At 62.5% G+C, this 21,277-nt stretch carries 22 protein-coding genes; 9 read left to right on the top strand and 13 right to left on the bottom strand.

What is annotated here, in order from left to right:
• Nucleotides 1-30 precede the first annotated feature (30 nt).
• Nucleotides 31-1,569, top strand: coding sequence for an AMP-binding protein (locus tag AC1DVN_RS26630; protein ID WP_021334160.1), 1,539 nt, complete (start codon nt 31-33; stop codon nt 1,567-1,569).
• A gap of 91 nt (nt 1,570-1,660) precedes the next feature.
• Here AC1DVN_RS26630 and AC1DVN_RS26635 read toward each other — a convergent pair whose 3' ends face one another.
• A complete protein-coding gene (locus tag AC1DVN_RS26635) occupies nt 1,661-1,822 on the bottom strand; it encodes a DUF488 family protein, N3 subclade (protein ID WP_264613055.1) in 162 nt (53 codons plus the stop codon).
• Nucleotides 1,823-2,095: 273 nt separating this feature from the next.
• On the opposite strand from AC1DVN_RS26635, the gene AC1DVN_RS26640 reads away from it, so the two are divergent.
• The 3 genes from AC1DVN_RS26640 to AC1DVN_RS26650 are packed head-to-tail and all read left to right on the top strand — an operon-like array spanning nt 2,096 to nt 4,955.
• Entirely contained in the window at nt 2,096-3,205 is a 1,110-nt protein-coding gene (locus AC1DVN_RS26640; RefSeq protein ID WP_031333613.1) for a Re/Si-specific NAD(P)(+) transhydrogenase subunit alpha, read from the top strand.
• On the top strand, nt 3,205-3,528 hold the full coding sequence (locus AC1DVN_RS26645) for an NAD(P) transhydrogenase subunit alpha part 2 (protein WP_003941319.1): 324 nt from the start codon (nt 3,205-3,207) through the stop codon (nt 3,526-3,528). The genes AC1DVN_RS26640 and AC1DVN_RS26645 overlap by 1 nt, the downstream gene beginning before the upstream one ends.
• Entirely contained in the window at nt 3,528-4,955 is a 1,428-nt protein-coding gene (locus AC1DVN_RS26650) for an NAD(P)(+) transhydrogenase (Re/Si-specific) subunit beta (protein WP_020970092.1), read from the top strand. The genes AC1DVN_RS26645 and AC1DVN_RS26650 overlap by 1 nt, the downstream gene beginning before the upstream one ends.
• A 371-nt stretch (nt 4,956-5,326) precedes the next feature.
• Here AC1DVN_RS26650 and AC1DVN_RS26655 read toward each other — a convergent pair whose 3' ends face one another.
• Genes AC1DVN_RS26655 through pdhA form a run of 5 tightly spaced genes read right to left on the bottom strand, consistent with a single transcriptional unit; the run spans nt 5,327 to nt 10,520 of the window.
• The gene (locus AC1DVN_RS26655; protein ID WP_020908349.1) at nt 5,327-5,980 is read right to left on the bottom strand and encodes a hypothetical protein; all 654 of its coding nucleotides are present in this window, start codon (nt 5,978-5,980) and stop codon (nt 5,327-5,329) included.
• 29 nt (nt 5,981-6,009) lie between these two features.
• Entirely contained in the window at nt 6,010-7,215 is a 1,206-nt protein-coding gene (locus AC1DVN_RS26660; RefSeq protein ID WP_019749231.1) for an MFS transporter, read from the bottom strand.
• A 10-nt stretch (nt 7,216-7,225) separates the two neighbouring features.
• Nucleotides 7,226-8,461 (bottom strand): dihydrolipoamide acetyltransferase family protein, encoded by a 1,236-nt coding sequence (locus AC1DVN_RS26665; protein WP_477994405.1) that lies wholly within the window; start codon nt 8,459-8,461, stop codon nt 7,226-7,228.
• Nucleotides 8,458-9,426 (bottom strand): alpha-ketoacid dehydrogenase subunit beta, encoded by a 969-nt coding sequence (locus tag AC1DVN_RS26670; RefSeq protein ID WP_477994426.1) that lies wholly within the window; start codon nt 9,424-9,426, stop codon nt 8,458-8,460. Before AC1DVN_RS26670 ends, AC1DVN_RS26665 begins: the two co-directional genes overlap by 4 nt.
• A 5-nt stretch (nt 9,427-9,431) precedes the next feature.
• The gene (gene pdhA, locus AC1DVN_RS26675; RefSeq protein ID WP_070385715.1) at nt 9,432-10,520 is read right to left on the bottom strand and encodes a pyruvate dehydrogenase (acetyl-transferring) E1 component subunit alpha; all 1,089 of its coding nucleotides are present in this window, start codon (nt 10,518-10,520) and stop codon (nt 9,432-9,434) included.
• 221 nt (nt 10,521-10,741) lie between these two features.
• On the opposite strand from pdhA, the gene AC1DVN_RS26680 reads away from it, so the two are divergent.
• Nucleotides 10,742-11,770, top strand: coding sequence for a phosphotransferase family protein (locus tag AC1DVN_RS26680; protein WP_477994406.1), 1,029 nt, complete (start codon nt 10,742-10,744; stop codon nt 11,768-11,770).
• Here AC1DVN_RS26680 and AC1DVN_RS26685 read toward each other — a convergent pair.
• From AC1DVN_RS26685 to AC1DVN_RS26695, 3 genes are read right to left on the bottom strand one after another with little or no spacing between them, the layout of a single operon-like run.
• Nucleotides 11,767-12,216, bottom strand: coding sequence for an acyl-CoA thioesterase (locus tag AC1DVN_RS26685; protein WP_020970085.1), 450 nt, complete (start codon nt 12,214-12,216; stop codon nt 11,767-11,769). The genes AC1DVN_RS26680 and AC1DVN_RS26685 overlap by 4 nt on opposite strands.
• A complete protein-coding gene (locus AC1DVN_RS26690) occupies nt 12,213-13,451 on the bottom strand; it encodes a benzoate/H(+) symporter BenE family transporter (RefSeq protein WP_003941402.1) in 1,239 nt (412 codons plus the stop codon). The genes AC1DVN_RS26685 and AC1DVN_RS26690 overlap by 4 nt, the downstream gene beginning before the upstream one ends.
• A 36-nt stretch (nt 13,452-13,487) precedes the next feature.
• The gene (locus tag AC1DVN_RS26695) at nt 13,488-13,961 is read right to left on the bottom strand and encodes an Lrp/AsnC family transcriptional regulator (RefSeq protein ID WP_003941284.1); all 474 of its coding nucleotides are present in this window, start codon (nt 13,959-13,961) and stop codon (nt 13,488-13,490) included.
• A gap of 102 nt (nt 13,962-14,063) precedes the next feature.
• Between AC1DVN_RS26695 and AC1DVN_RS26700 the strand changes: the two genes are divergently transcribed.
• Nucleotides 14,064-14,687 (top strand): LysE family translocator, encoded by a 624-nt coding sequence (locus AC1DVN_RS26700; RefSeq protein WP_003941342.1) that lies wholly within the window; start codon nt 14,064-14,066, stop codon nt 14,685-14,687.
• Nucleotides 14,688-14,709: 22 nt separating this feature from the next.
• A complete protein-coding gene (locus AC1DVN_RS26705) occupies nt 14,710-15,546 on the top strand; it encodes a sulfurtransferase (RefSeq protein WP_477994407.1) in 837 nt (278 codons plus the stop codon).
• 1 nt (nt 15,547) lies between these two features.
• On the opposite strand, the gene AC1DVN_RS26710 is transcribed toward AC1DVN_RS26705, so the two are convergent.
• Together AC1DVN_RS26710 and AC1DVN_RS26715 are read right to left on the bottom strand one after the other, a co-directional pair.
• Complete coding sequence (locus AC1DVN_RS26710; protein ID WP_477994408.1) at nt 15,548-16,009, bottom strand: DUF6328 family protein; 462 nt, start codon at nt 16,007-16,009, stop codon at nt 15,548-15,550.
• 13 nt (nt 16,010-16,022) lie between these two features.
• A complete protein-coding gene (locus AC1DVN_RS26715) occupies nt 16,023-16,841 on the bottom strand; it encodes a shikimate 5-dehydrogenase (protein ID WP_046378825.1) in 819 nt (272 codons plus the stop codon).
• 127 nt (nt 16,842-16,968) lie between these two features.
• On the opposite strand from AC1DVN_RS26715, the gene AC1DVN_RS26720 reads away from it, so the two are divergent.
• Nucleotides 16,969-18,543, top strand: a complete 1,575-nt coding sequence (locus AC1DVN_RS26720; protein ID WP_020908339.1) for a molybdopterin-dependent oxidoreductase — start codon at nt 16,969-16,971, stop codon at nt 18,541-18,543.
• On the opposite strand, the gene AC1DVN_RS26725 is transcribed toward AC1DVN_RS26720, so the two are convergent.
• Nucleotides 18,530-19,165: a TetR/AcrR family transcriptional regulator C-terminal domain-containing protein gene (locus tag AC1DVN_RS26725; RefSeq protein ID WP_019749222.1), complete on the bottom strand. Its 636-nt coding sequence runs from the start codon at nt 19,163-19,165 to the stop codon at nt 18,530-18,532. The two genes, AC1DVN_RS26720 and AC1DVN_RS26725, sit on opposite strands and share 14 nt — an antisense overlap.
• Nucleotides 19,166-19,323: 158 nt before the next feature.
• Here AC1DVN_RS26725 and AC1DVN_RS26730 point away from each other — a divergent pair, with 158 nt between their 5' ends.
• Nucleotides 19,324-20,556: a metal-dependent hydrolase family protein gene (locus tag AC1DVN_RS26730; RefSeq protein ID WP_021334169.1), complete on the top strand. Its 1,233-nt coding sequence runs from the start codon at nt 19,324-19,326 to the stop codon at nt 20,554-20,556.
• Nucleotide 20,557: 1 nt separating this feature from the next.
• Here the strand turns inward: AC1DVN_RS26730 and AC1DVN_RS26735 are convergent, their stop codons facing one another.
• On the bottom strand, nt 20,558-21,259 hold the full coding sequence (locus tag AC1DVN_RS26735; RefSeq protein WP_477994409.1) for an HNH endonuclease family protein: 702 nt from the start codon (nt 21,257-21,259) through the stop codon (nt 20,558-20,560).
• Nucleotides 21,260-21,277 lie beyond the last annotated feature (18 nt).

A 21,277-nucleotide genomic window follows, 5' to 3' on the forward strand; every position in this document is an offset into this window, starting at 1 on the left:
GGCGTTGTCGTCACCGACAGAGGAGTCTTCGTGTTTCCAGGAAATTTTGTCCAGTCCACGCCGGACAAGCCCGCCGTCATTCGCCCGGCGACGGGTGAGTCCATCACCTATCGGGAACTCGACGAACGGTCGACGCAGTTGGCGCGATACTTCCGAAGTGTCGGTGCCAAGCCTGGGGACCACGTCGCTCTCATCTCGAACAACGATCTCCGGGCGTTCGAGGTGTACTGGGCAGCATTGAGATCAGGTCTCTACATCACTGCGGTGAACTGGCATCTCACGGCTGCGGAGACCGCCTACATCGTCGACGACTGCGAGGCGACAATTCTGGTGGCGTCGGGTCAGGCGTCGACAGCAGTTCCGTTGGACGAGAAGCTGATTCCGCGCGTGCGTCACCGATTGGTGTACGGCGGCGCCCTCGAGGGTTTCGACGACTACGAGGATGCGGTCGATGCTCAGTCCGCCGATCCACTCGACTCGCAGCCACGTGGGGCTGACATGTTGTACTCGTCCGGAACCACCGGCAGGCCGAAGGGGATCAAGGGAGACCTTCCGGAGGGCGAGGTGGACACCACCATGGATCCGTACACCGCGGTGTTCGCGCCGATGTACGGGTTCGATTCCGACACAGTCTATTTGTGCCCGGCTCCGGTCTATCACGCGGCGCCCCTGCGCTTTTGTGGCGTGATCAATTCGGTCGGCGGAACCGTGATCTTGATGGATGCATTCGAAGCCGAAACCGCGCTGGAGTTGATCGGTAAATACGCTGTGACGCACAGTCAGTGGGTACCGACGATGTTCGTTCGAATGTTGAAACTTCCGAAGGAGACCCGCGATCGTTACGACGTTTCGACGGTGAAGGTCGCCATTCATGCTGCTGCTCCTTGTCCGCCTGAAGTGAAGGCGGCAATGATCGACTGGTGGGGGCCGGTGATCCACGAGTACTACGCCTCGACCGAGGGTTCGGGCGCCACCTTCATCAACAGCGAGCAGGCCTTGGCGCATCCGGGTTCCGTCGGTCGTGACGGAGTGATGGGGATCGTGCACATCTGTGACGACGCCGGGCGTGATCTTCCGGTCGGCGAGATCGGTACCGTGTTCTGGGAGCGGGAGACTCTGCCATTCCGGTACCACAACGACCCTGAGAAAACGGCTGCCGCGCAGCATCCGGATCATCCGACGTGGACAACGAGTGGAGATATCGGCTATATCGACTCCGAGCGTTTCCTTTATCTGACCGATCGTGCGGCATTCACGATTATCTCTGGTGGCGTCAATATCTATCCGCAGGAGTCCGAGAACATCCTTACCTTGCATCCGAAAGTGTTCGACGTGGCGGTCATCGGTGTTCCCGATGAAGAAATGGGCGAACAGGTCAAGGCGGTTGTCCAACTGGCGGAGGGAGTCGAGCCGAGTGCCCATGTCGCCGAGGAATTGCTGGAATACGTTCGCAGCCAGGTTGCACATTTCAAAGCTCCGAGAAGCATCGACTTTGCCGACGAATTGCCGAGGACCGCGACAGGAAAGCTCGTAAAGCACAAGTTGCGGTCTCAATATGTGAGCAGTTGATCCTCCGGTGAAATACTAGGACATCAGAGTAATTCTGCGAGATAGTCGGCAAGGACCTGCGCGTGGCTGTATGGCAGGTCCTTGCTTGCTGTCAGTAGAACAACGGGTCGAGAATCCGATGCCGGTGCGATGCGTACTGCAGGTTTTCGCGTTTGACGCCGCGCGGCCAGAGTTGGTCGATGAGAAGCCCGACGGCGTTACATTCGGAAGCCGGTTCGTAAACTCCCTCGACGGTGATTATTCGGCGCGTCATTTCATGCCTTTTCGTCTTTCGGCCGTTTCAAATAGTGGAATAGCCCGCCATTCGAGTGTGATCGGCGCCACAGTAGGCTTCTCAAGGTATGTCCAAACATACTGTTCGGACTCGATTCAGATGGAGAAAGTGCGTCGTCGGTTTCCCTACGCCGCGGTAACTCTGGCTACTATCAGTCACCATTCACCCAAAAGCGGGTCATCTTCCGCTCATCACATGCTGGTTGCCGCTCGTCGCAGCAGGCGAACCACCAACCGCAGAAGGTAATGGAAAATGGAAACATCGAAGAGCGCACAAGTGCGTCCGACGGTCGGCGTCCCTCGAGAATCGAGTGATGGTGAGCGTCGGGTCGCATTGGTGCCGAAAATTGTGTCCGCTTTGATCGGCAAGGGCGTCGACGTGGTCGTCGAGTCCGGGGCCGGTCTCGGGGCGTTGATTCCCGACGAGTTGTACACCGCTGCCGGCGCGAAGATCGGCGATCCGTGGACTGCTGACGTCGTGGTCAAGGTTGCGCCCCCGTCGACAGAAGAGATCGCCCGGATCAGTACCGGCGCGAAGCTCATCGGTTTCCTGAATCCGCGTAACGCGGACAATCGCATCGCCGAGTTGAAGGCCGCCGGCATCGAGGGATATGCCGTGGAGGCGATTCCTCGTATCTCCCGCGCGCAGGTGATGGACGCGTTGTCCTCGCAGGCGAACGTGTCGGGGTACAAGGCTGTTCTGTTGGCAGCATCGGAGTCGACGCGGTTCTTCCCGATGCTCACCACCGCTGCAGGCACGGTGAAGCCTGCGACCGTTCTGGTGCTCGGAGTGGGTGTGGCAGGTCTGCAGGCGCTGGCGACAGCCAAGCGCCTCGGTGGCCGCGCTACCGGGTACGACGTGCGTCCTGAGGTCGCCGACCAGGTGCGTTCGGTGGGTGCACAGTGGCTCGACCTCGGAATCGACGCGGCGGGTGAGGGTGGATACGCCCGCGAGTTGACCGACGACGAGCGAGCGAAGCAGCAGCAGGCACTCGAAGATGCGATCAAGGGCTTCGACGTTGTGATCACCACTGCTCTGGTTCCGGGGCGTCCGGCGCCGCGCCTGGTCACCGCTGCCGCGGTCGAAGGCATGAAGCCGGGCAGTGTCGTGGTCGACCTCGCGGGTGAAACCGGCGGTAACTGCGAGCTGACCGAGCCGGGTCAAACCGTCGTCAAGCACGGCGTGACCATTTGCTCTCCGCTGAATTTGCCGGCGTCCATGCCTGAGCATGCGTCCGAGTTGTACTCGAAGAACATTTCCGCGCTGATCGAACTGATGCTCGTCGACGGTGCATTGGCGCCTGATTTCTCCGACGAGGTTCTGGCCGGTGCGTGCGTCACCCGTGAAGAGAAGGGCGCCTGATGTACACATCACTTCTGGCGAACATCGCGATCCTGGTGTTGTCCGGGTTCGTCGGTTTCGCTGTGATCTCCAAAGTTCCGAACACTCTGCACACCCCGTTGATGTCCGGCACGAACGCCATCCACGGCATCGTCGTCCTGGGTGCGTTGGTCGTCCTGGGCAAGGTGCACGATCCCTCGATCGGGCTGCAGATCATCTTGTTCGTCGCGCTCGTCTTCGGAACCGTGAACGTTGTCGGTGGTTTTGTGGTCACGGACCGCATGTTGGCGATGTTCAAGGCCAAGCCGGCCGCCAAGTCTGTGTCGAAGGATGGTGACCAGTAATGGAATACCTGGTCAATGCGCTCTACATTGTCGCGTTCTCGATGTTCATCTACGGCCTCATGGGCCTTACCGGCCCGAAGACCGCAGTCCGCGGCAACCAGATCGCCGCGGTCGGCATGCTCATCGCCGTCGTTGCAACTCTGATCTCCATTCGTGATGCGGAAATGGGGAACTGGATCCTCATCGCTGCCGGCCTTGTCATCGGTGTCGTGCTCGGCGTCCCGCCGGCGCTGCGCACGAAGATGACGGCCATGCCGCAGTTGGTGGCACTGTTCAACGGTGTCGGCGGCGGCACGGTCGCGTTGATCGCGTACGCGGAATTCCTGGACTCGGACGGATTCACCGCTTTCCAGCACGGCGAGTCGCCGACGGTGCACATCGTCATCGCTTCGCTTTTTGCCGCGGTGATCGGATCGATCTCCTTCTGGGGCAGCGTGATCGCGTTCCTGAAGTTGCAGGAAACTCTGCCTGGTCGTCCGATCGGAATCGGTAAGCTCCAGCAGCCGCTCAATGCTCTGCTGCTCATTGCCGCCGTCGCATTCTCGGTAATCATCGGTATCAAGGCGATCTCACCGGAAGGCCCGACCAGCTCACTGTGGATCGTCGGTGTGCTCGTACTCTCGGGCATCCTCGGACTGATGGTCGTGCTGCCCATCGGCGGCGCGGACATGCCCGTCGTCATCTCGCTGCTCAACGCTCTGACCGGTTTGTCAGCTGCTGCTGCAGGTTTGGCGCTCAACAACCAGGCGATGATCGTCGCCGGCATGATCGTGGGTGCTTCGGGCACCATCTTGACCAACCTCATGGCCAAGGCCATGAACCGGTCCATCCCGGCAATCGTGGCCGGCGGCTTCGGTGGCGGCGGCGAAGCGCCGTCCTCCGACGGCGTCGTGCGCACGGCAAAGGCGACCTCGGCCGCCGACGCGGCTATCCAGATGGCCTACGCCAACCAGGTCATCGTCGTACCCGGATACGGACTTGCCGTCGCGCAGGCTCAGCATGCGGTCAAGGACATGGCGAAATTGCTCGAGTCGAAGGGCGTCGAGGTCAAGTACGCCATTCACCCGGTCGCCGGCCGTATGCCCGGTCACATGAACGTTCTTCTCGCAGAGGCGGATGTCTCGTACGACGCGATGAAGGAAATGGACGACATCAACGACGAGTTCTCTCGTACCGATGTCACCTTGGTGATCGGCGCGAACGACGTCACCAACCCGGCGGCGCGCAACGATCCGAGCTCACCGATTCACGGAATGCCGATCCTCAACGTCGACCAGTCGAAGTCGGTCATCGTGCTCAAGCGTTCGATGAACTCCGGTTTCGCCGGTATCGAGAACCCGCTCTTCTTCGCCGAGGGCACCTCGATGCTCTTCGGTGATGCCAAGAAGTCGGTCTCCGAAGTAACCGAGGAACTCAAGGCGCTGTAGCGCTCGAGCTCGGAAGGGGCGTCCACTCGTAACCACGAGTGGGCGCCTTTTTCGTGTCCCTGTGCTGAAACGGCTTCTTGTGCTGAAACGACTTCTTGAAACGACAAAGGCGCCTGGTCCGAGACGAAACTCGGAACAGGCGCCTCTGGCGACGTTTTACGGGACCTCGGGGGTTTCGGGGTCGGAAGAGAAGCCGGAAAGTAGTTCGATCAACTTCTGGATCAGTTCGAGCGGGTTCAGATCTTCGAGGCTCACGGTAAAGACTCCTTCGCTGTGGAACTACTTGATTCGGACATTTCAGAACATACGTCATGCCCCGCCGTCGCGGGAGGGCTTAGCGGCGAGAATCTCTGAATCACAAAGATTTAGGACTAAAGTCGGATGCTCCGGTGCCGGGAGAACGCGATTGCTGCCGTATCCGGGCGTAGCGCTTCACGTTTCGCGGCGATGGGCGATCGCGCCATCAAAATGGCTGCAGCACAGGCCCATACCAGAGCGATCAGAACGCCAGCTATCACTCCGAAAAGGCCGCTCAACTCGGCGGCCAGTGCGCTGGCGCCGATCGCAGCAACCCCCACGAATCCGAGACCGGCGACTACCGGACGCCACTGCGGGGCGGAGATCAAGATCGCCGAGCAGTACAGCGCGGTCGCCGCTGCCACGTGACCGCTGGGCAACAGGTCCTGGGGCACATCGGGGAGCCAGGAGCCGAACGCCGCGTTGGTGAGATTGGCGCCCATTCCGAGGAGCAGGATCGCGCCGATACCGTATGGCAGTCCGCGGACCATTGAGACGACGGCCAGAGCAGTAGTGGCTGCGAGTACAGCGGTGACGTCGAATCGGCCTACCGTCCACTCGGCAAGTGCGCGCACCTGTTCGGGGACGCTCACCCCAGGCGAGGTGGGTCGCACGAAATACAAGACGCCCAGCGCTACGACGGCGATCGCAGCAAGGACGAGGAAGCGAGTGGTTGTGGAGGGAGCGGGGTGCTGGGTGGAGGTCGAGACGGTCACGAGTACCAGCATCCCTGTTGAGTCTGTGCCGATCGTGAGGATCAGCTGTGAGGTCTGTAGGCGGTCGGAGAATCGCGCCGAACGACACCCGCACAAGCCGCTGCGACCAGGACGCATGCAAACGGGATCAACATTGCTGTGGTGAGAGGCACAAGCGTGGTGACCCAGCCGATGGTTGCCGGACCGGCGAGGAATCCGATGTATCCCATGCCGACGACGCGAGACATGTTGGTGCCGGCCGAACCTGAGCCCAGATTTCCCGCCGTGGTGAAGATCTGCGGAATGCATCCCGACAGGCCGGCGCCGAACAGGGCCCAACCGAGCAACGTCAGTGGTAGCCAGCCCGACACCACGACGGTCAGCATTCCGATGGACGAGAGCAACGCACCGTAGCGAACCACTGCCACCGGGCCGACTGCCGCGCTGATCCGATCCGCGGTGAATCGGCCGACGGTCATCATGGCGGAGAATGCACCGAACGACAGTGCAGCAACGGCATTCGAGACACCCAGATCTTCCTTGACCTGCAGTGCGCTCCAGTCGTTTGCCACTCCCTCGGCCAGCATCAGAACAAAGGCGAGGGTTCCGAGGGCAAGTACGCGAGCCGAGAATCTGCCGTGTGTCTTTCCGGTAGTCGACGCGGTTTCGGCATGCACGTCGACGTGAGGGAGCAGGGGTCGCGAGCACAACCAGACCGCGAGCAAGCCGATTGCCGACGCGATGCTGAGCGTGACGTACGGCGGAAGATCCAGTGCGAGAGTGCCGAATCCGATGACGGACCCTAATACGCCGCCGACCGAGAACATGCCGTGAAAGGCCGCCATGATCGGGCGCCGGTACAACTGTTCGGCCTCGACAGCCTGCGAGTTCATCGACACGTCCAACGCGCCGTTCGCGAAGCCGAATACAACAAGTGCAGCGCCCAGTTGCCAGGTGTTCGTGGCAAATCCCGGGCCGAGAGTGGCGAATGCCAGCCCGCTACCCGCCAGGATGACCATGCGCCTGCTGCCGTATCGATCGGCGAGCGGACCGCTCAATTGCATACCGGCAATGGCTCCGACAGCAAGAAGGAGAAGCAGTGAGCCGAGCGTCGAGTGACTGATTCCCACACGGTGTTCGATGGACGGAATGTGGACGACCCACATCGCGAGCAGAAATCCGTTGATGCCGAAGATGCCGAAGATGCCGGCCCGGGCGCGTACCAGGGCGGAGGTGGGGACTACTCGGTCGGTGGGGTTGACGCTCACTCGTTCCTTTTTACAGGTGAGACAGCAACAGGTCCGGGTCCGCGAGCATCTGTGCGACAAATGAGAGGAATCTCGCGGCCTGCTCACCATCGAGTATCCGGTGGTCGAACGTCAACGTCAGTGTCGCGACGCTCCGCGCTTCGATCTTGCGCTCGATTACCCAGGGACGCTCGCTCACTGTGCCCATGCAAAGGATGACGGCTTCTCCCGGATTGAGGAGCGGAATGCCCCCGTCGACGCCGAAGACTCCGACATTGGTGATCGTGACGGTGCCACCGGTCAGGTGATGGACATCGGTCACTCCCGCGCGGGCAGCGACGGTCAGTTCGGTCACCGCGCGTGCAAGTTGGACCAGGCTCAGCGTCTCCGCGCTTTTGATGTTGGGCACGGACAGTCCACGTTCGGAGGCGACGGCGATGCCGAGATTCACGTGATCGTCGATGACGGCGTCGCCGCGGGCCTCGTCCCAATGCGCGTTCACCATCGGGTGCGACGAGATCGCCGTAACCAAGGCCTTGGCCGCGAGAGTCAGCGGAGTGAGAGAAAGTCCGGTGAATGCGTCCGAGGGACGGAGCCTGCCGAGTAGTTCCATCGAAGGCGTGACATCGGCGGTGAGGAAGACGCTGGCTTGCGGGGCGCGGGCACTGGCAACCATCGCCGACGCCATCTGTTTCCGGATGCCGGACGAGACCTGCTGTTTCTGCATACCGGATCCGGCCGGCCGCGGAGCTTCATTCGACGCGGCCTTCAAACGAAGCGCGTCTGCGACGTCCGCTGCCGTGACGGCACCGTCGAATCCGCTTCCGGTGATTTCGCTCAGATCGATGCCGGCTTCGCGGGCCGCGCGCCGCGCCGAGGGTGTTGCGGGCCGACGCTCGGTACTCGCCGCGGTTTGCGAGTGTGGCGTAATCCTGTTCCGTCGTCGGCTCGGTCTCTCGGCCGCGGGTCCGTATCCGACCAGCACGCTCGGAGACTGTGAATCACTTGGAGACGGTGAATCTGCAGGCTCCTCGATACGGATGATCGGAGTGCCGACCGGGACGGTAGTGCCAGGTTCGACGAGGAGTTCTCTGACAACGCCGACGTAGGGCGACGGCAGTTCGACGAGAGCTTTGGCTGTCTCTACCTGGGCGAGAACTTGATTGAGTGCCACCGTGTCGCCGACGCCGACCGTCCATTCGACCAGATCGGCGGACGTCAGGCCCTCGCCGAGATCCGGCAACCGGAATTCGTGCCCTGTACTCATGCTGCCAGCGTCCGGTCGAGTGCTGCGAGGATCCGGTCGGCGTTCGGAAGGTGAAATCGCTCGAGCTTGGCGGGCGGGTAGGGGATGTCGAATCCGGTGACCCGCAGGATCGGTGACTCGAGCTGATAGAAGCAGTGTTCCGCGACGTGTGCTGCGATTTCGGCGCCGACGCCGAGAAACCTCGGCGCCTCGTGGACGACGACCAGCCGGCCTGTCTTGTTCACCGACGCCTCGATCGTGTCGAAGTCGATGGGGGAGAGTGAACGCAGATCCACGACCTCCAGATCGTGGCCTTCTTCTTCGGCGATCCGCGCGGCGTCGAGCGCGGCGGCGACCATGGATCCGTACGCAACTACTGTCGCGTCTTCTCCAGGGCGAGCGACGCGGGCACTGTGGAGCGGAAGCTCGGGCGCGGCATCGGTATTCACGTCGGCGGTATCCCAGTAGCGCCGTTTGGGTTCGAGGAATATCACCGGGTCGTCGGCCGCAATGGATTGGCGGATCATGTGAAAGCCGTCGATCGGATTGCTCGGGTACACCACCCGCAGTCCCGCGGTGTGAGCGAAGTACGCTTCCGGCGACTCCGAATGATGTTCCACCGCACCGATTCCGCCGCCACTGGGAATGCGAATCGTCAGTGGCGCAGAGGCAGCGCCTCGGGTGCGGTACTGGATCTTGGCCACCTGCGAGACGATCTGATCGAAAGCCGGGTAGACAAACCCGTCGAACTGGATCTCGCAGACAGGCCGATATCCGCGCAAGGCAAGACCGAAAGCTGTTCCCACGATCCCTGATTCGGCGAGGGGCATGTCGATCACCCGAGTATCGCCGAAGTCCTTCTGCAGGGCGTCGGTAACCCGGAATACACCGCCGAGACGGCCCACGTCCTCTCCCATGATGACAACGCGACGATCGTCTTCGAGTGCGCGTCGCAGGCCGGTGTTGAGCGCGGTCACCAGATTCATGACGGTCACGACGAAGCCCCTTCCATGCTGCGGAGATACGCGCGATGCTCTTCGCGTTCAACGTCGATCAGTGGGTGTGCCTCGGCGTAGACGTGATCGAAGAGCGCTGACGGGGGTGGATCGGCGAGCGCGATGGTTGCGCGTCGCAGTCCAGCTGCGACGCCGTCGGCCGCCGCCGCGATGGTGCTGAGTTCGTTTTCTCCGAGAAGATCGCGACGGCCGAGGAACAGACGCATTCGCTCGAGCGGATCGCGGCTTCTCCACTCCGACATGTCCGTATCGGCGCGGTACCTGCTCGGATCGTCGGACGTCGTGTGCGGGCCCATTCGGCAGGTGATCGCCTCGATGAACGTCGGGCCGCTGCCTTCGCGTGCGCGATTGAGCGCCGAGCGCGTGACTGCGAGAACGGCGAGGACGTCGTTGCCGTCGACGCGGATCGCGGGGATGCCGTAACCGATCGCCCGATGTGAGATGGGCGTGCGTGACTGGAGGGATACCGGTTCACTGATGGCCCACTGGTTGTTCTGGCAGAAGAAGACAACGCCGACACGGAAACTGGCGGCAAATCCCATCGCCTCGGCGATGTCGCCCTGACTTGTGGCGCCGTCGCCGAAGTACGCGATCGTTGCGATCTCGGCGCCGTCCAGGTGTGCGCCGAGTGCGTATCCGGTGGCGTGCAGCCCTTGGGAGCCGACGACGATCGCCGGATTGGTGACGTTGAATTGTTCTGGATCCCAACCGGAATGGGAGATTCCTCGCCACATGGTGGTCAGCAATTCGGGGGGAACTCCCCGGCAGTACGCGACGGCGTGTTCGCGGTAGCTGGTGAACGCGAAGTCGTCTGGGGCGAGCGCTCTCGCGGAACCGACCTGGGCGGCTTCCTGGCCCAGCATCGGAGCCCACAAACCTATTTCGCCTTGACGCTGCAGGGCAACAGCTTCGGTGTCGATTCGGCGACACACGACGAGATCGCGATACAACGACAGCAGTTCGTCAGGCCCGATGTCTGTTATCAGACGGTCGAATTCGGGACGGCACACTCGTGCGCCGTTCGGTTGGATGAGTTGGACCGGATAATCGAGGTTGTCGATCATCTTCGCTCACCTCGGTTTCTGCTCATGCCCGGCGCGCCTCGTGAGTACGCCGCACAATCCCGATGTGTTGTATGCAGTTGACGCTCTACCATCAGGATCCCCCTGATTGGGAAATCCGCAAGTATTTTCAGTGCCGTATCAAGACCTGAACTGCGAACTGGCGAGTAACAAACGTGTCGGTACGGCCAACCGATCGGAATTCAACCGCTAGCATCGGTGCGGTGACTGCAGTCGGTTTGAACGAAGAAGCTGTTTCCGCGTGGATCGCCGAACTGGGGGTCGGCGCTACGACACCACTGACTTTCGAGAGGATCGGTAACGGGCAATCGAACCTGACCTACTCCGTGACGGATGCGGGCGGAGGACGGTGGGTACTGCGCAGACCTCCACTCGGCACGTTGTTGGCGTCCGCGCACGACGTCGTTCGCGAGCACCGCATCCTGTCCTCGCTCCAGGGAACCAAAGTGCCGGTTCCGAAGATCCTCGGCATCACGGAAGATCCGGAGATCACGGACGCTCCGCTGGTCCTCATGAGCTACATCGACGGCGTTGTGATCGACGGCGTTCCAGTGGCTCAGAAGTTGACCGAGGACGAGCGTCGCGCGGTTGGATTGGCGATGCCGAAAACCCTCGCAAGCATCCACGGGGTTGACCTGGAAGAGACCGGCCTCGACGATCTGGCCAGCCGCAAGCCCTTTGCCGAGCGTCAGCTCAAACGGTGGTCGGCGCAGTGGGAGAAGTCGAAGACCCGCGATGTTCCGGACGTTGACCGGTTGGCCGAGATTCTGCACCGAAACATTCCGGAACAGAACGAAGTGACCTTGGTCCACGGCGACTTCCACCTCAACAACAACATCACCGACCCGGTCGAGGGGCGCATCGTTGCCGTCGTCGACTGGGAGCTGTGCACGTTGGGGGAGCCGCTCGCGGATCTCGGTGCGCTACTCGCGTACTGGCCGGAAGCCGGTGACAAAGTTGCCGGTCCGTTCATGGCGTCCACGCTGGAAGGCTTCCCGAACCGCAACGAGCTGGTCGCTGCCTACGTCGAGGCGACCGGCCGCGACGTGTCAGCGGTCGGATATTGGCACGTACTCGCTCTGTGGAAGCTCTCGATCATCGCCGAGGGCGTGCTGCGACGCATTCTCGACGATCCGCGGAACAAAGCCGAGCACGGCGGCCCGACGGTCGCGCTGATCGACGGAATCGTTGCACGCGCCGTCTTGACGGCAGATCAGCTCGGTCTGAGCTAGTTTTCGGTCAAGGTCCCGGCTGCTGATCTGATCGCAGCCGGGATCTCCACCGGCTTACGGGTGTCGGCATCGACGTAGACGTGCACGAAGCGACCAGTCGCGGCAGGTTCCCAATGGCCGTTTTCGACCTCGTGGAATATCGCCAGGGCGTAGACGATGCTCTTGGTGCCCAGCTTCTCGACGGAGATACCCACCTGCAACTGCTCGGGGAACGACAGTTCGCTCAGGTACCGGCACGACGTCTCGGCGACGACGCCGATGGCAGGCAGGGTGCGGATGTCGGTTCCAGTGGAAGACATCAGCCAGGCGTTGACCGCGGTGTCGAAGTACGAGTAGTAGGTCACGTTGTTGACGTGGCCGTAGTGATCGTTGTCGTCCCACCGCGTCGGGACGGGCCAGAGAACGGGAAACTCGCTGATCGACGGGGGCGTCTGCGCTGTGCTCACGGCTTCGACTGTAGTGAGGACTTTCGCGAGAGTGAGGGCAGGGTGGTGCCCTGTAGGACTGCACGCACGATCAGCCCCACCAACAGTGCCCAGAATGCCGAACCGATTCCCAGGATACTGACCCCGGATGCGGCGATCAGAAACGTGACCACGGCGCCTTCACGTTCACTCGCCTCGCTCAGCGCCGACGTGAGGGCGCCGGCAAGCGTTGCCAGGAGCGCCAGTCCGGCAACAGTTTCCACGACTCCGGCCGGTGCGGCGGCTACCAGAGCGGCCACCGCGGCCGCGCCGGCAGCGAGAACGAGATACGCCCAGCCTGCGGTGAAGGCAGCGATCCATCGACGTTTGGGATCCGGATGTGCGGTGGGGGCGGCGGCCAGGGCCGCGCTGATCGCCGCGAGGTTGATCGCATGGCCACCGGCCGGTGCGCCGACGATGGTGCCGATACCCGTCACGATCATCGACGGCCTCCAGGGAACGGTGTATCCGAACGAATTCATCACGGCCACACCGGGAATGTTCTGCGAAGCCATCGTGACGATGTAGAGGGGAATCGCAATGCCGATCATTGCCTGCCAGGTCCACGACGGCGCGGTGAGATCGATGCGGGGAATCATGGCGCCGGCGTCGAGCACTCGATCCGACGTGACGAGGCTGATCCCGATCACGACCGCTGCTGTGAGAAACGCGAGCGGAACCGCCCATCGCTTGGAGAAGCGCTGCGCGGCAAGCCAAACCAGGATGACGGGCGCGACCGCTGCCGGTGCGTCCCGGACGGCGATGATCGGCGCCAGGCACAACGGCATCAGAACCCCGGCGAGCATCGCTTGCGCGAGGGGCGTCGGGATTGCCGAGATGATCCTTCCGAGCGTCGGCCACAGTCCGGTCAGCACGATCGCGATTCCGACGACGATGAATGCTCCGACCGCGGCCGGCCACCCACCCTCGACCGCTCCGGCGCCGGCGAGCAGAGCGGCACCGGGCGTCGACCAGGCCAGGGTGATCGGCATCCGATACCGGCGTGAGAGCCAGAGCATTCCCAATGCTTGGGTCACACACAGAACCAGCAGTCCGGACGCCGCCTCGGTCGCATCCGCACCGACAGCGGCGAGGCCGGTGAGCACCACCGCGAACGAACTGGTGAAGCCGACGAGGGCCGTGACGATGCCTGCGCTCATCGGTTGCGAGTTGCTGCGAACGGCTTCCGGTTCGGTGGTATCTGTGGAGTCCGACATGGTCAGTGATTCTGCCCGACCCGCCCCAGACCCGATTTACCTGTCCGGTCGGATGGGTGAGGTGACCGCTTTGCCGTAGATGAGGTGCGTTTGGGCGTGCCAGACCTCGGGATGTGCGGCGAGGTGGTCGATCAATACCCGTTGTAGATGAGCGCTGTCACGGACCGCGACGTGGAGGAAGAAGTCCTCGGGCCCCGAGACGTTGAAGAGCGCAAGCGTTTCCGGCAGCGCTAGCGCGTCGGCGGTGAACCGGTCGACGAGGTCGCGGCGGTGTGGTCGCAATTGAACGGCGATGATCGCCTGCATCGACCGGCCAACGGCTGCCGGATCGACAACCGCGTGGATACCGCTGATCGTTCCGTTGGCACGTAGGCGTCGTACGCGCTCGTGGCACGAGGACGTCGCCAAGCCGACTCGATCGGCCAACACCTTGTTGGTGATCGACGCGTCGTTCTGCAATTCGGCCAAAATCTTCCAGTCCACCGGATCCAGAGGCTCATTCTTCGTCATCTGCCGAACTATATCCGGAGTCGTTTTGAACTTCCCGGATCCAGTTGCACACTCCTGGCATGAACATGTGTCTCGAATCAGCTCGGGTGTGAGGTATTTCGGATGAGTGTCGGTCAATGGCTCGCTTTCGGCTCCCTGCTATCCATCGTCCTGTTCACGCCGGGACCGGATTTTGTCCTGATCCTGCGTCATTCTCTGGCAGATCGTCGGACCGGCGCGGTGGTGGCCGCCGGTGTGATTTCCGGGCTCTTCGTTCACACCGCTGCCGCGTCACTTGGTCTCTCCGCACTTGTGGCGACACGGCCACAGTTGCTCTCTGCGCTCACATACGCCGGGGCGGCATATCTGACCTGGCTCGGTATCTCCGCGATTCGAAGTGCTTTCAAAGCCCGAGCCTCGGACGAGGGAATTCCGGCAGCGAAAGAACCGATCGCGGTCACCACGGCATTTCGCTACGGCTTCCTCTCGAACCTGCTGAACCCGAAGGCGCTGTTGTTCTTTCTCGGGCTACTCCCGCAATTCATCGAGCCGGGTGAAGGCGCAGGGCTGCGCACGTTGATGTTGGCGGGCGCGACGGTGGTCGCCGCGGCACTGTGGTGGGCGATCGTGGTGGTGTTGGCGGCCGGAGCCGGCAAGAAGCTGCGTCGTCCTGGCGTCGGCAAGCGAATCGACGTGGTGACGGGAGTGTTGTTGGTGGGTCTCGGTGCCTTCTTCGGGGTTGCATGAGTGGTCGTGTCAGGATGGGTTCATGACACTTCCCGTGCTGATCGACGTCGAAGAACTGTCCGCTCTCATCGAGGCCGGCGCTGCGCCGCGATTGCTCGATGTCCGATGGGCGCTGGGTGATTCGAACGGCGAGCAGCATTTTCGCGACGGCCATATTCCCGGCGCGGTATTCGTGAACCTCGATGAGGAACTTGCCTCGCCGCCGTCGCCGGACAAGGGAAGGCATCCGCTGCCGAGTCTCGAAGACCTGCAGGACGCTGCGCGTCGTTGGGGAATCGACGACGGTGATTCGGTGGTGCTTTACGACGCCACCGGCAACACGGCCGCTGCCCGTGGTTGGTGGCTGCTGCGGTGGGCCGGGCTCTCGGATGTCCGACTGCTCGACGGCGGACTACAGGCCTGGGAGTCCGCGGGACTGCCGTTGACGGCCGGTATCGGTGAGTCGGCCACTCCGGGCAATGCGACTTTCACCGGCGGCAACATGCCGACGGTCGACATCGACGGCGTCGGCGACTGGACGCGTGCGGGCGGTGTGCTTCTCGACGCCCGAGCGGGGGAGCGGTACCGCGGCGAGGTCGAGCCGATGGATCCCGTCGCAGGGCACATCCCCGGTGCGGTGAGCGCGCCGACCGCGGAGAACATCACCGGCGACGGGCGGTTCCTGGATGCGACCCGCCTGCGTGAGCGGTTCGCCGGACTGGGCGCCGGAGACAGTGTCGCGGTGTACTGCGGATCCGGAGTAACTGCAGCGCATGAGATTGCGGCACTCGCGATCGCCGGTTACGACGCGACGCTGTTCCCGGGCTCGTGGTCACAGTGGTCGAACGACAGCACTCGCGCCGTCGACACCGGAGCCTGAGTCAGCTCTTGGTGCGATCGATGAATGACGGCACGAGAAACCACAGTGCCGTGAACATGATCGCGGCGCACGCTGCCAAGACCTTCGCAGCAACTCCGCCGACGGCGACCTCGGCGATCAACAGGACCGTGCCGGTCATGGAGGCGGCGAGAAAGGCTATGCCGCACAGGGCGAATCGGTTCGCGACGGGCAATATGTTCTCGCGGTGCCCACGGCGGAAGAGCATGCGATGCCAGACCGCGGGTGCCATCAGGAACCCGAACGAGATGGCAACAAGTATCACCGTCACCAAGTGGATGCCGCGGATGTACGCCGACGCTTCCTCGTAGCGTTCGGTGAATGCCACGGCCAGCAAGAAGGCAAACAGGATCTGAACACCAGAGAGCGCGACGCGCAGTTCTTGCAACAACTCGTTGAAGTTCCGCGCGAGTTGTTGAGGTTGAGTCTCCCCGGTCTCGTTCACGGCGACGTGGTTCCTACGCCCGTGAGTATTCCGACGCTCGCTGGATCTGCTCCGCGCTCGGACGCACGCCGGTGTAGAGCACGAACTGCTCGGCGGCCTGAAGGGCAATGACCGACGCTCCCGTGATCGCCGTCTTGCCGAGTTCGGTCGCCAACGCGATCAGTGGCGTGTTCGCAGGCATCGCGACGACGTCGAAGACGACATCGGCGGCGCGCACTGCTTGTTCGGGGAACGACAGTGCATCTGCTTCTGCGCCGCCGGACATACCGATCGGAGTGGCGTTGATCAGCACACCGGGACGAAGCTCGCCGAGTTCGGCCTGCCAGTCGAAGCCGTACTGCTTCGCGAGCGACGACCCCACTTGCTGGTTGCGGGCGATCACGGTGACGTCGGTGAATCCGGTGTCGCGCACCGCAGCGACGACTGCTTTTGCCATGCCACCGCTGCCGGCGACAGCGACGGACAGGCTCGTGTCGACGTCGTTGTCACGCAGCAGATCGGCCACCGCCTGATAGTCGGTGTTGTAGGCGTGCAGCACTCCGGACTCGTTGACGATCGTGTTCACGGAGTCGATGGCGCTGGCCGAATCATGCATGACGTCGATGTGCTCGATGACCTGTTCCTTGAACGGCATCGACACCCCGCAGCCTCGAATCCCGAGTGCTCGGATGCCGCCGATCGCGGCTGGCACGTCTTCGGTGGTGAAGGCTTTGTAGACGAAGTTCAGGCCCAATTCCTCGTAGAGGTAATTGTGAAACCTGGTGCCGATGTTGCTCGGTCGCCCGGAGAGCGACATGCACAGGAGCGTGTCCTTGTTGAGGTCGACGGTCATTGTCCCCACTCTAATCGCGAGTTCGGAGTAGTTCTTGATGGAGGAGTGGACCCATCCGGATGTCCCGCAGCGCCGAATGTCGGGTATCCGATCGAAGCACCACTCGCACCGACAGAGCCGAGACGACATGGTCACACAGAACATCGACGAGCACCCGAGCACCGAATCTCGTCCACCGCGTCGTAGATGGGCTGCTCACGCGATCTCCGGGGTCTTGGCCGCGGCTGTCGTCCTGGGCGTCGGTGAACTGGTGGCGCTGCCGATCAACCCGGACGCGTCGCCCTTCTACGCCGTCGGGGCAACGACCGTCGACCGAACCCCGGCGTGGGCTCGCGAGTTCGCGATCGACACCTTCGGCACCAATGACAAGCCGGCGCTGTTCATCGGAATGTCGATATTGATCGTTCTGCTCGGTGCGGTGGCCGGATTGTTGGAACGGCGACGCCGCCCGATCGGCAGTGTCATCCTCGTTCTTCTGGGCGCGGTTGGTGTGTATGCGGCGATGCAGCGCCCGACTGCCGATGCGATGTACGTGTTCCCGACGCTGGTCGGTGTGGTGGCGGGCGTCGCAACCTTGCGGTTGCTGATCACGCAACTCGAGGTGCCGCTCTCGCCTGGCGTCGCCGACTCGTGGTTGCCTCGTCGTCAGTTCCTTCTGCTGGCAGGTGCGGCGTTGGCAGTGGCTGCGGCAGCGGGTGCCGCCGGGAAGTTCGTGGGGCAGAGAATCGCCGGAGCAGTAGCGAATCGTGAAGACTTTGTCGTGCCCACTGCCGCTGACCCGGCGCCGCCGATTCCGGCGGGTGCGGACATCGCGATTGCGGGTGCGTCGACGTACATCACGCCCAACGACGACTTCTATCGAATCGACACTGCACTCCTCGTTCCGCAATTGACGACGGATTCGTGGGAACTGCGGATTCACGGAATGGTGGACCGCGAGATGACGTTGTCGTTCGACGATCTGGTGGCGCGAACGCCCATCGAGCGAGTCATCACGCTGACGTGTGTTTCCAACGAGGTGGGCGGCGTTCTGGCCGGGAACGCGAAGTGGATCGGTTATCCCATGAAGGACCTGCTCGACGAAGTCGGTGTCCATCCCGACGCCGACATGCTCCTGTCGACCAGCGTCGACGGCTTCACAGTCGGCACCCCGGTCGAGATAGTCACCGACGGCCGTGACGCGATTCTCGCCGTGGCGATGAACGGTGAGCCGTTGCCGTTCGAGCACGGCTATCCCGTTCGGCAGGTAGTTCCCGGCCTGTACGGTTTCGTCTCCGCCACCAAGTGGGTGACGGAGTGGGAACTCACGCGTTTCGACAAGGTCGAGGCCTATTGGACCCAGCGCGGTTGGGGTGCGCAGGCACCGATCAAGACGTCCTCGCGTATCGAGGTGCCGGCAGCTTTGGCGCCGATCGAGCCGGGCCAGGTGCTGGTGGCGGGAACGGCCTGGGCGCAGCATCGCGGGATCGAGAAGGTCGAGGTTCGCGTCGACAACGGCGAATGGCAACCGGCGACACTGGCGCAGGAGTACTCGATCGACACCTGGCGTCAATGGTCGTGGATGTGGGATGCAGGCTCAGGTTTGCACACCGTGCAGGTCAGAGCGACGGATTTGGACGGGAACGTTCAGGTGGAAGAGCGCACTCCGCCGATTCCCGGTGGAGCCACTGGATGGCATACGAGGTCGTTCACCGTGAAGTGACAGGTAGATCCGAATGGGATTCGGTATACAGGCGGACGACGCACTGGGCCATCCATCCAGCGATCAGCGTTCGCAGGCCGAAGTCGAAGGTGTCGTCGGTTCGCAGTGGGTTCGCGGCCTCACGCGTGACCTCGCTCGGGTTGGAGGATTGAGTCCACGCGACATCCGGCGTCGAGAGTTTCACGACGGATCCGAGAACCAGACTGTCCAGCGTGGAAATTGCGTGACGCGTATCGGTCGAATCGAAACCCCCGTCCGAAAATGCTTGAACCAGTGCAGTATCGATATCAAAAGTCACCTCGGTGCGGACGCTGCGTGTCATGAGTAGCGGGATGAGGCGCCAATGTTCGACGGCAGCTCGGCGATATGCCCACCCCCACGCGCTGATCCGTTCGCTCCATCCTGCGGGTGGGTGGGGGACAGAGATCGACGACATCACGCGGATGCGCATGAGTTCGACGATCTCGGATCGACCCGAAATATGTGTGTAGAGCGAAGACGGAGTCACGTTCAGTTGCTTGGCGATCCCGGGCATGGTGAAGTCGCCGGTTGCGTCGACAGCATCCAGAGCCGCGTCGGTGATGTTTCGCGTGGACAGTATCGGCTGAGTGGGACGCGGCATCGATTCTCCTGGTGAGGGATTCGTCGGCAATCTCGGACTTGATCGATTGATGACAACTCCTTGATTTCGGGAGCCGGTATGCATCATACTAACCGAACCCTATTCGGTATGTCGGCGGAATCTTCCGGCGATCGGTACACGTCGGAGGAACATTCAATATGTCTGTCGTATGGCTGACCGGTGCAACGATCATCGACGGCACGGGCGCCGACCCGATCGAGAACTGCGCTGTTGCCGTGGAAGATGGCCGCATCAGTGCACTCGGTGGAACGCCGCCTGCGGGGGCGGAGGTGCTGGACTGCACCGGGCTGACAATCACGCCCGGCCTCATCGACGCGCACGTTCATCTCGGTGGATCGAGCGATCTCGCACCGAGTCTGCGGCGTCAGATCTCGGTAGCCGAGCTCGCTGCAGACATGTTCGCGACCTGCGCATCGACCCTCGACGGGGGATTCACCACTGTTCGTGACTGCGGCGGAATCGACGGTGGACTCGCCGGAGTTGTCGCCTCGGGCAAGATTCCGGGTCCGCGGATCATTCAGTGCGGCCCGATCCAGTGCCAGACCGGTGGACACGGACACCTGGCGGCCGAGTGGGAGCCGACTTCGGACTGGTCCGATCATGACATCCCCGGATTACGTTGTATGTCTCTGCTTTCCGACGGTCCGCACGAAATGCGAAAGAACGTTCGCGAGACGTTCCGCAGGGGTGCGGACTTCCTCAAACTGTGTGTCACCGGGGGAGTGGTATCCACTCATGACAAGCTCACCGACACGCAGTTCACGGTCGACGAGATCGAAGTTGCCGTCGAGGAAGCCAATGCGCGCGGTACCTATGTCACGGTGCATGCCCACAACAACGAGGGAATCCGAAACGCTGTCACTGCCGGCGCGAAATGCGTCGAGCACGGCTCAGGTATCGACGACGAGACTGCCAAGTTGATGGCCGAGCACGACGTCGCGTTGGTGCCGACGTTGGCTGTGGTGCAGGCGCTCTCGGACAGCGCGGCGTCAGCAGGTCTACCCGAATCGATTTCGGCTCGGATCGGTCAGATGATGCAGGGTCAGATCGACGGGCTTCTTGCTGCTCGAAATGCCGGCGTCAGAGTGGGATTGGGATCGGACCTCATCGGTACCGATCAAACGGGCCGGGGAATGGAGCTAGTCCTGCGCGCCAAGGTCGAAACCCCGATGGACGCATTGGTTTCCGCTACCCGGATCAACGCCGACATTCTCGGCATCGCCGACGAGGTCGGCACCATCGAAGTCGGCAAGTTCGCCGACCTCGTTGCATTCCGCGGCAATCCGTTGACGGATCCGTCCATCTTCGCCGATCGTGAGCGCATCGCACTCGTCATTCAGAGCGGTCGAGTGGTGAAGGACGGCCGGTAGCTCAACAGCGAGTGGCGAGTTCTGTCAACGCCGAGTGATCCGCCCGGCTGACCGGTAAGCCGTAGGAAATCGCGACGGTCAAGTACTTGCCGGCGTAGAAACATCGGTATGCAGGATTGGGCGGCAACCACTCACCGGGCGTGCTGTCGCCTTTCGACTGGTTGTCGGGGCCGTTGACGGCCAACAGGTTCAGTGACGTGTCGTTCGCGAACCTCATCCGAAGCGCGGGCGTCCAGGAGTTCGCGCCGAAGTCCCAGGCTGCGGCGAGTGGGAAGACGTGGTCGATCTGGACGGACTTGGCCTGGCTGCGTTCGAATTCGATGCGATCACCGGAGTACGGGTCGGTCATCGCGCCCGACAGTACGACGCAGTCACGTGTTCCCGGTTTGAATACCACGTCCGAGAGATCATGGGCCAGAACGTTGTTGCGGGTATCGCACCCGTCGTGGCCACCTGGTGCGTCCTGGTCGTCGGACCAAGCGGGGCCGAAGACGCAAGCCTCGCCGTTACCGCAGCCGCGCTCGTATCCACCCGGATGTGGTCGGTTGTCGACAATCGCGGTCCGGGACAGCAGCTCTTCCAGTTCCGATCGTGTCGGGCTGCCCGGGGCCGAATCGAGACGCTCGTCCCCGAACCATCCGCAGGCCGCGACGAGACATATGAGCGCGAGCGTCGACAGGATCGCAGATAACCGTGCAACCACCTGTGCCCCCGCCCGTCG

This window comes from Rhodococcus sp. P4_E4 (assembly GCF_056401575.1).

Coding starts and splice junctions, on each gene's coding strand:
- AC1DVN_RS26705 (WP_477994407.1), top strand. CDS start 14,710: ATGACACTTCCCGTGCTGATCGACGTCGAAGAACTGTCCGCTCTCATC.
- AC1DVN_RS26720 (WP_020908339.1), top strand. CDS start 16,969: ATGGTCACACAGAACATCGACGAGCACCCGAGCACCGAATCTCGTCCA.
- AC1DVN_RS26670 (WP_477994426.1), bottom strand. CDS start 9,426: ATGAATCTGGTGACCGCGCTCAACACCGGCCTGCGACGCGCACTCGAA.
- AC1DVN_RS26695 (WP_003941284.1), bottom strand. CDS start 13,961: ATGACGAAGAATGAGCCTCTGGATCCGGTGGACTGGAAGATTTTGGCC.
- AC1DVN_RS26645 (WP_003941319.1), top strand. CDS start 3,205: ATGTACACATCACTTCTGGCGAACATCGCGATCCTGGTGTTGTCCGGG.
- pdhA (WP_070385715.1), bottom strand. CDS start 10,520: ATGATCGACAACCTCGATTATCCGGTCCAACTCATCCAACCGAACGGC.
- AC1DVN_RS26700 (WP_003941342.1), top strand. CDS start 14,064: ATGAGTGTCGGTCAATGGCTCGCTTTCGGCTCCCTGCTATCCATCGTC.
- AC1DVN_RS26650 (WP_020970092.1), top strand. CDS start 3,528: ATGGAATACCTGGTCAATGCGCTCTACATTGTCGCGTTCTCGATGTTC.
- AC1DVN_RS26725 (WP_019749222.1), bottom strand. CDS start 19,165: ATGCCGCGTCCCACTCAGCCGATACTGTCCACGCGAAACATCACCGAC.
- AC1DVN_RS26715 (WP_046378825.1), bottom strand. CDS start 16,841: ATGACCGTCGACCTCAACAAGGACACGCTCCTGTGCATGTCGCTCTCC.
- AC1DVN_RS26640 (WP_031333613.1), top strand. CDS start 2,096: ATGGAAACATCGAAGAGCGCACAAGTGCGTCCGACGGTCGGCGTCCCT.
- AC1DVN_RS26730 (WP_021334169.1), top strand. CDS start 19,324: ATGTCTGTCGTATGGCTGACCGGTGCAACGATCATCGACGGCACGGGC.
- AC1DVN_RS26635 (WP_264613055.1), bottom strand. CDS start 1,822: ATGACGCGCCGAATAATCACCGTCGAGGGAGTTTACGAACCGGCTTCC.
- AC1DVN_RS26655 (WP_020908349.1), bottom strand. CDS start 5,980: ATGCTGGTACTCGTGACCGTCTCGACCTCCACCCAGCACCCCGCTCCC.
- AC1DVN_RS26690 (WP_003941402.1), bottom strand. CDS start 13,451: ATGTCGGACTCCACAGATACCACCGAACCGGAAGCCGTTCGCAGCAAC.
- AC1DVN_RS26665 (WP_477994405.1), bottom strand. CDS start 8,461: ATGAGTACAGGGCACGAATTCCGGTTGCCGGATCTCGGCGAGGGCCTG.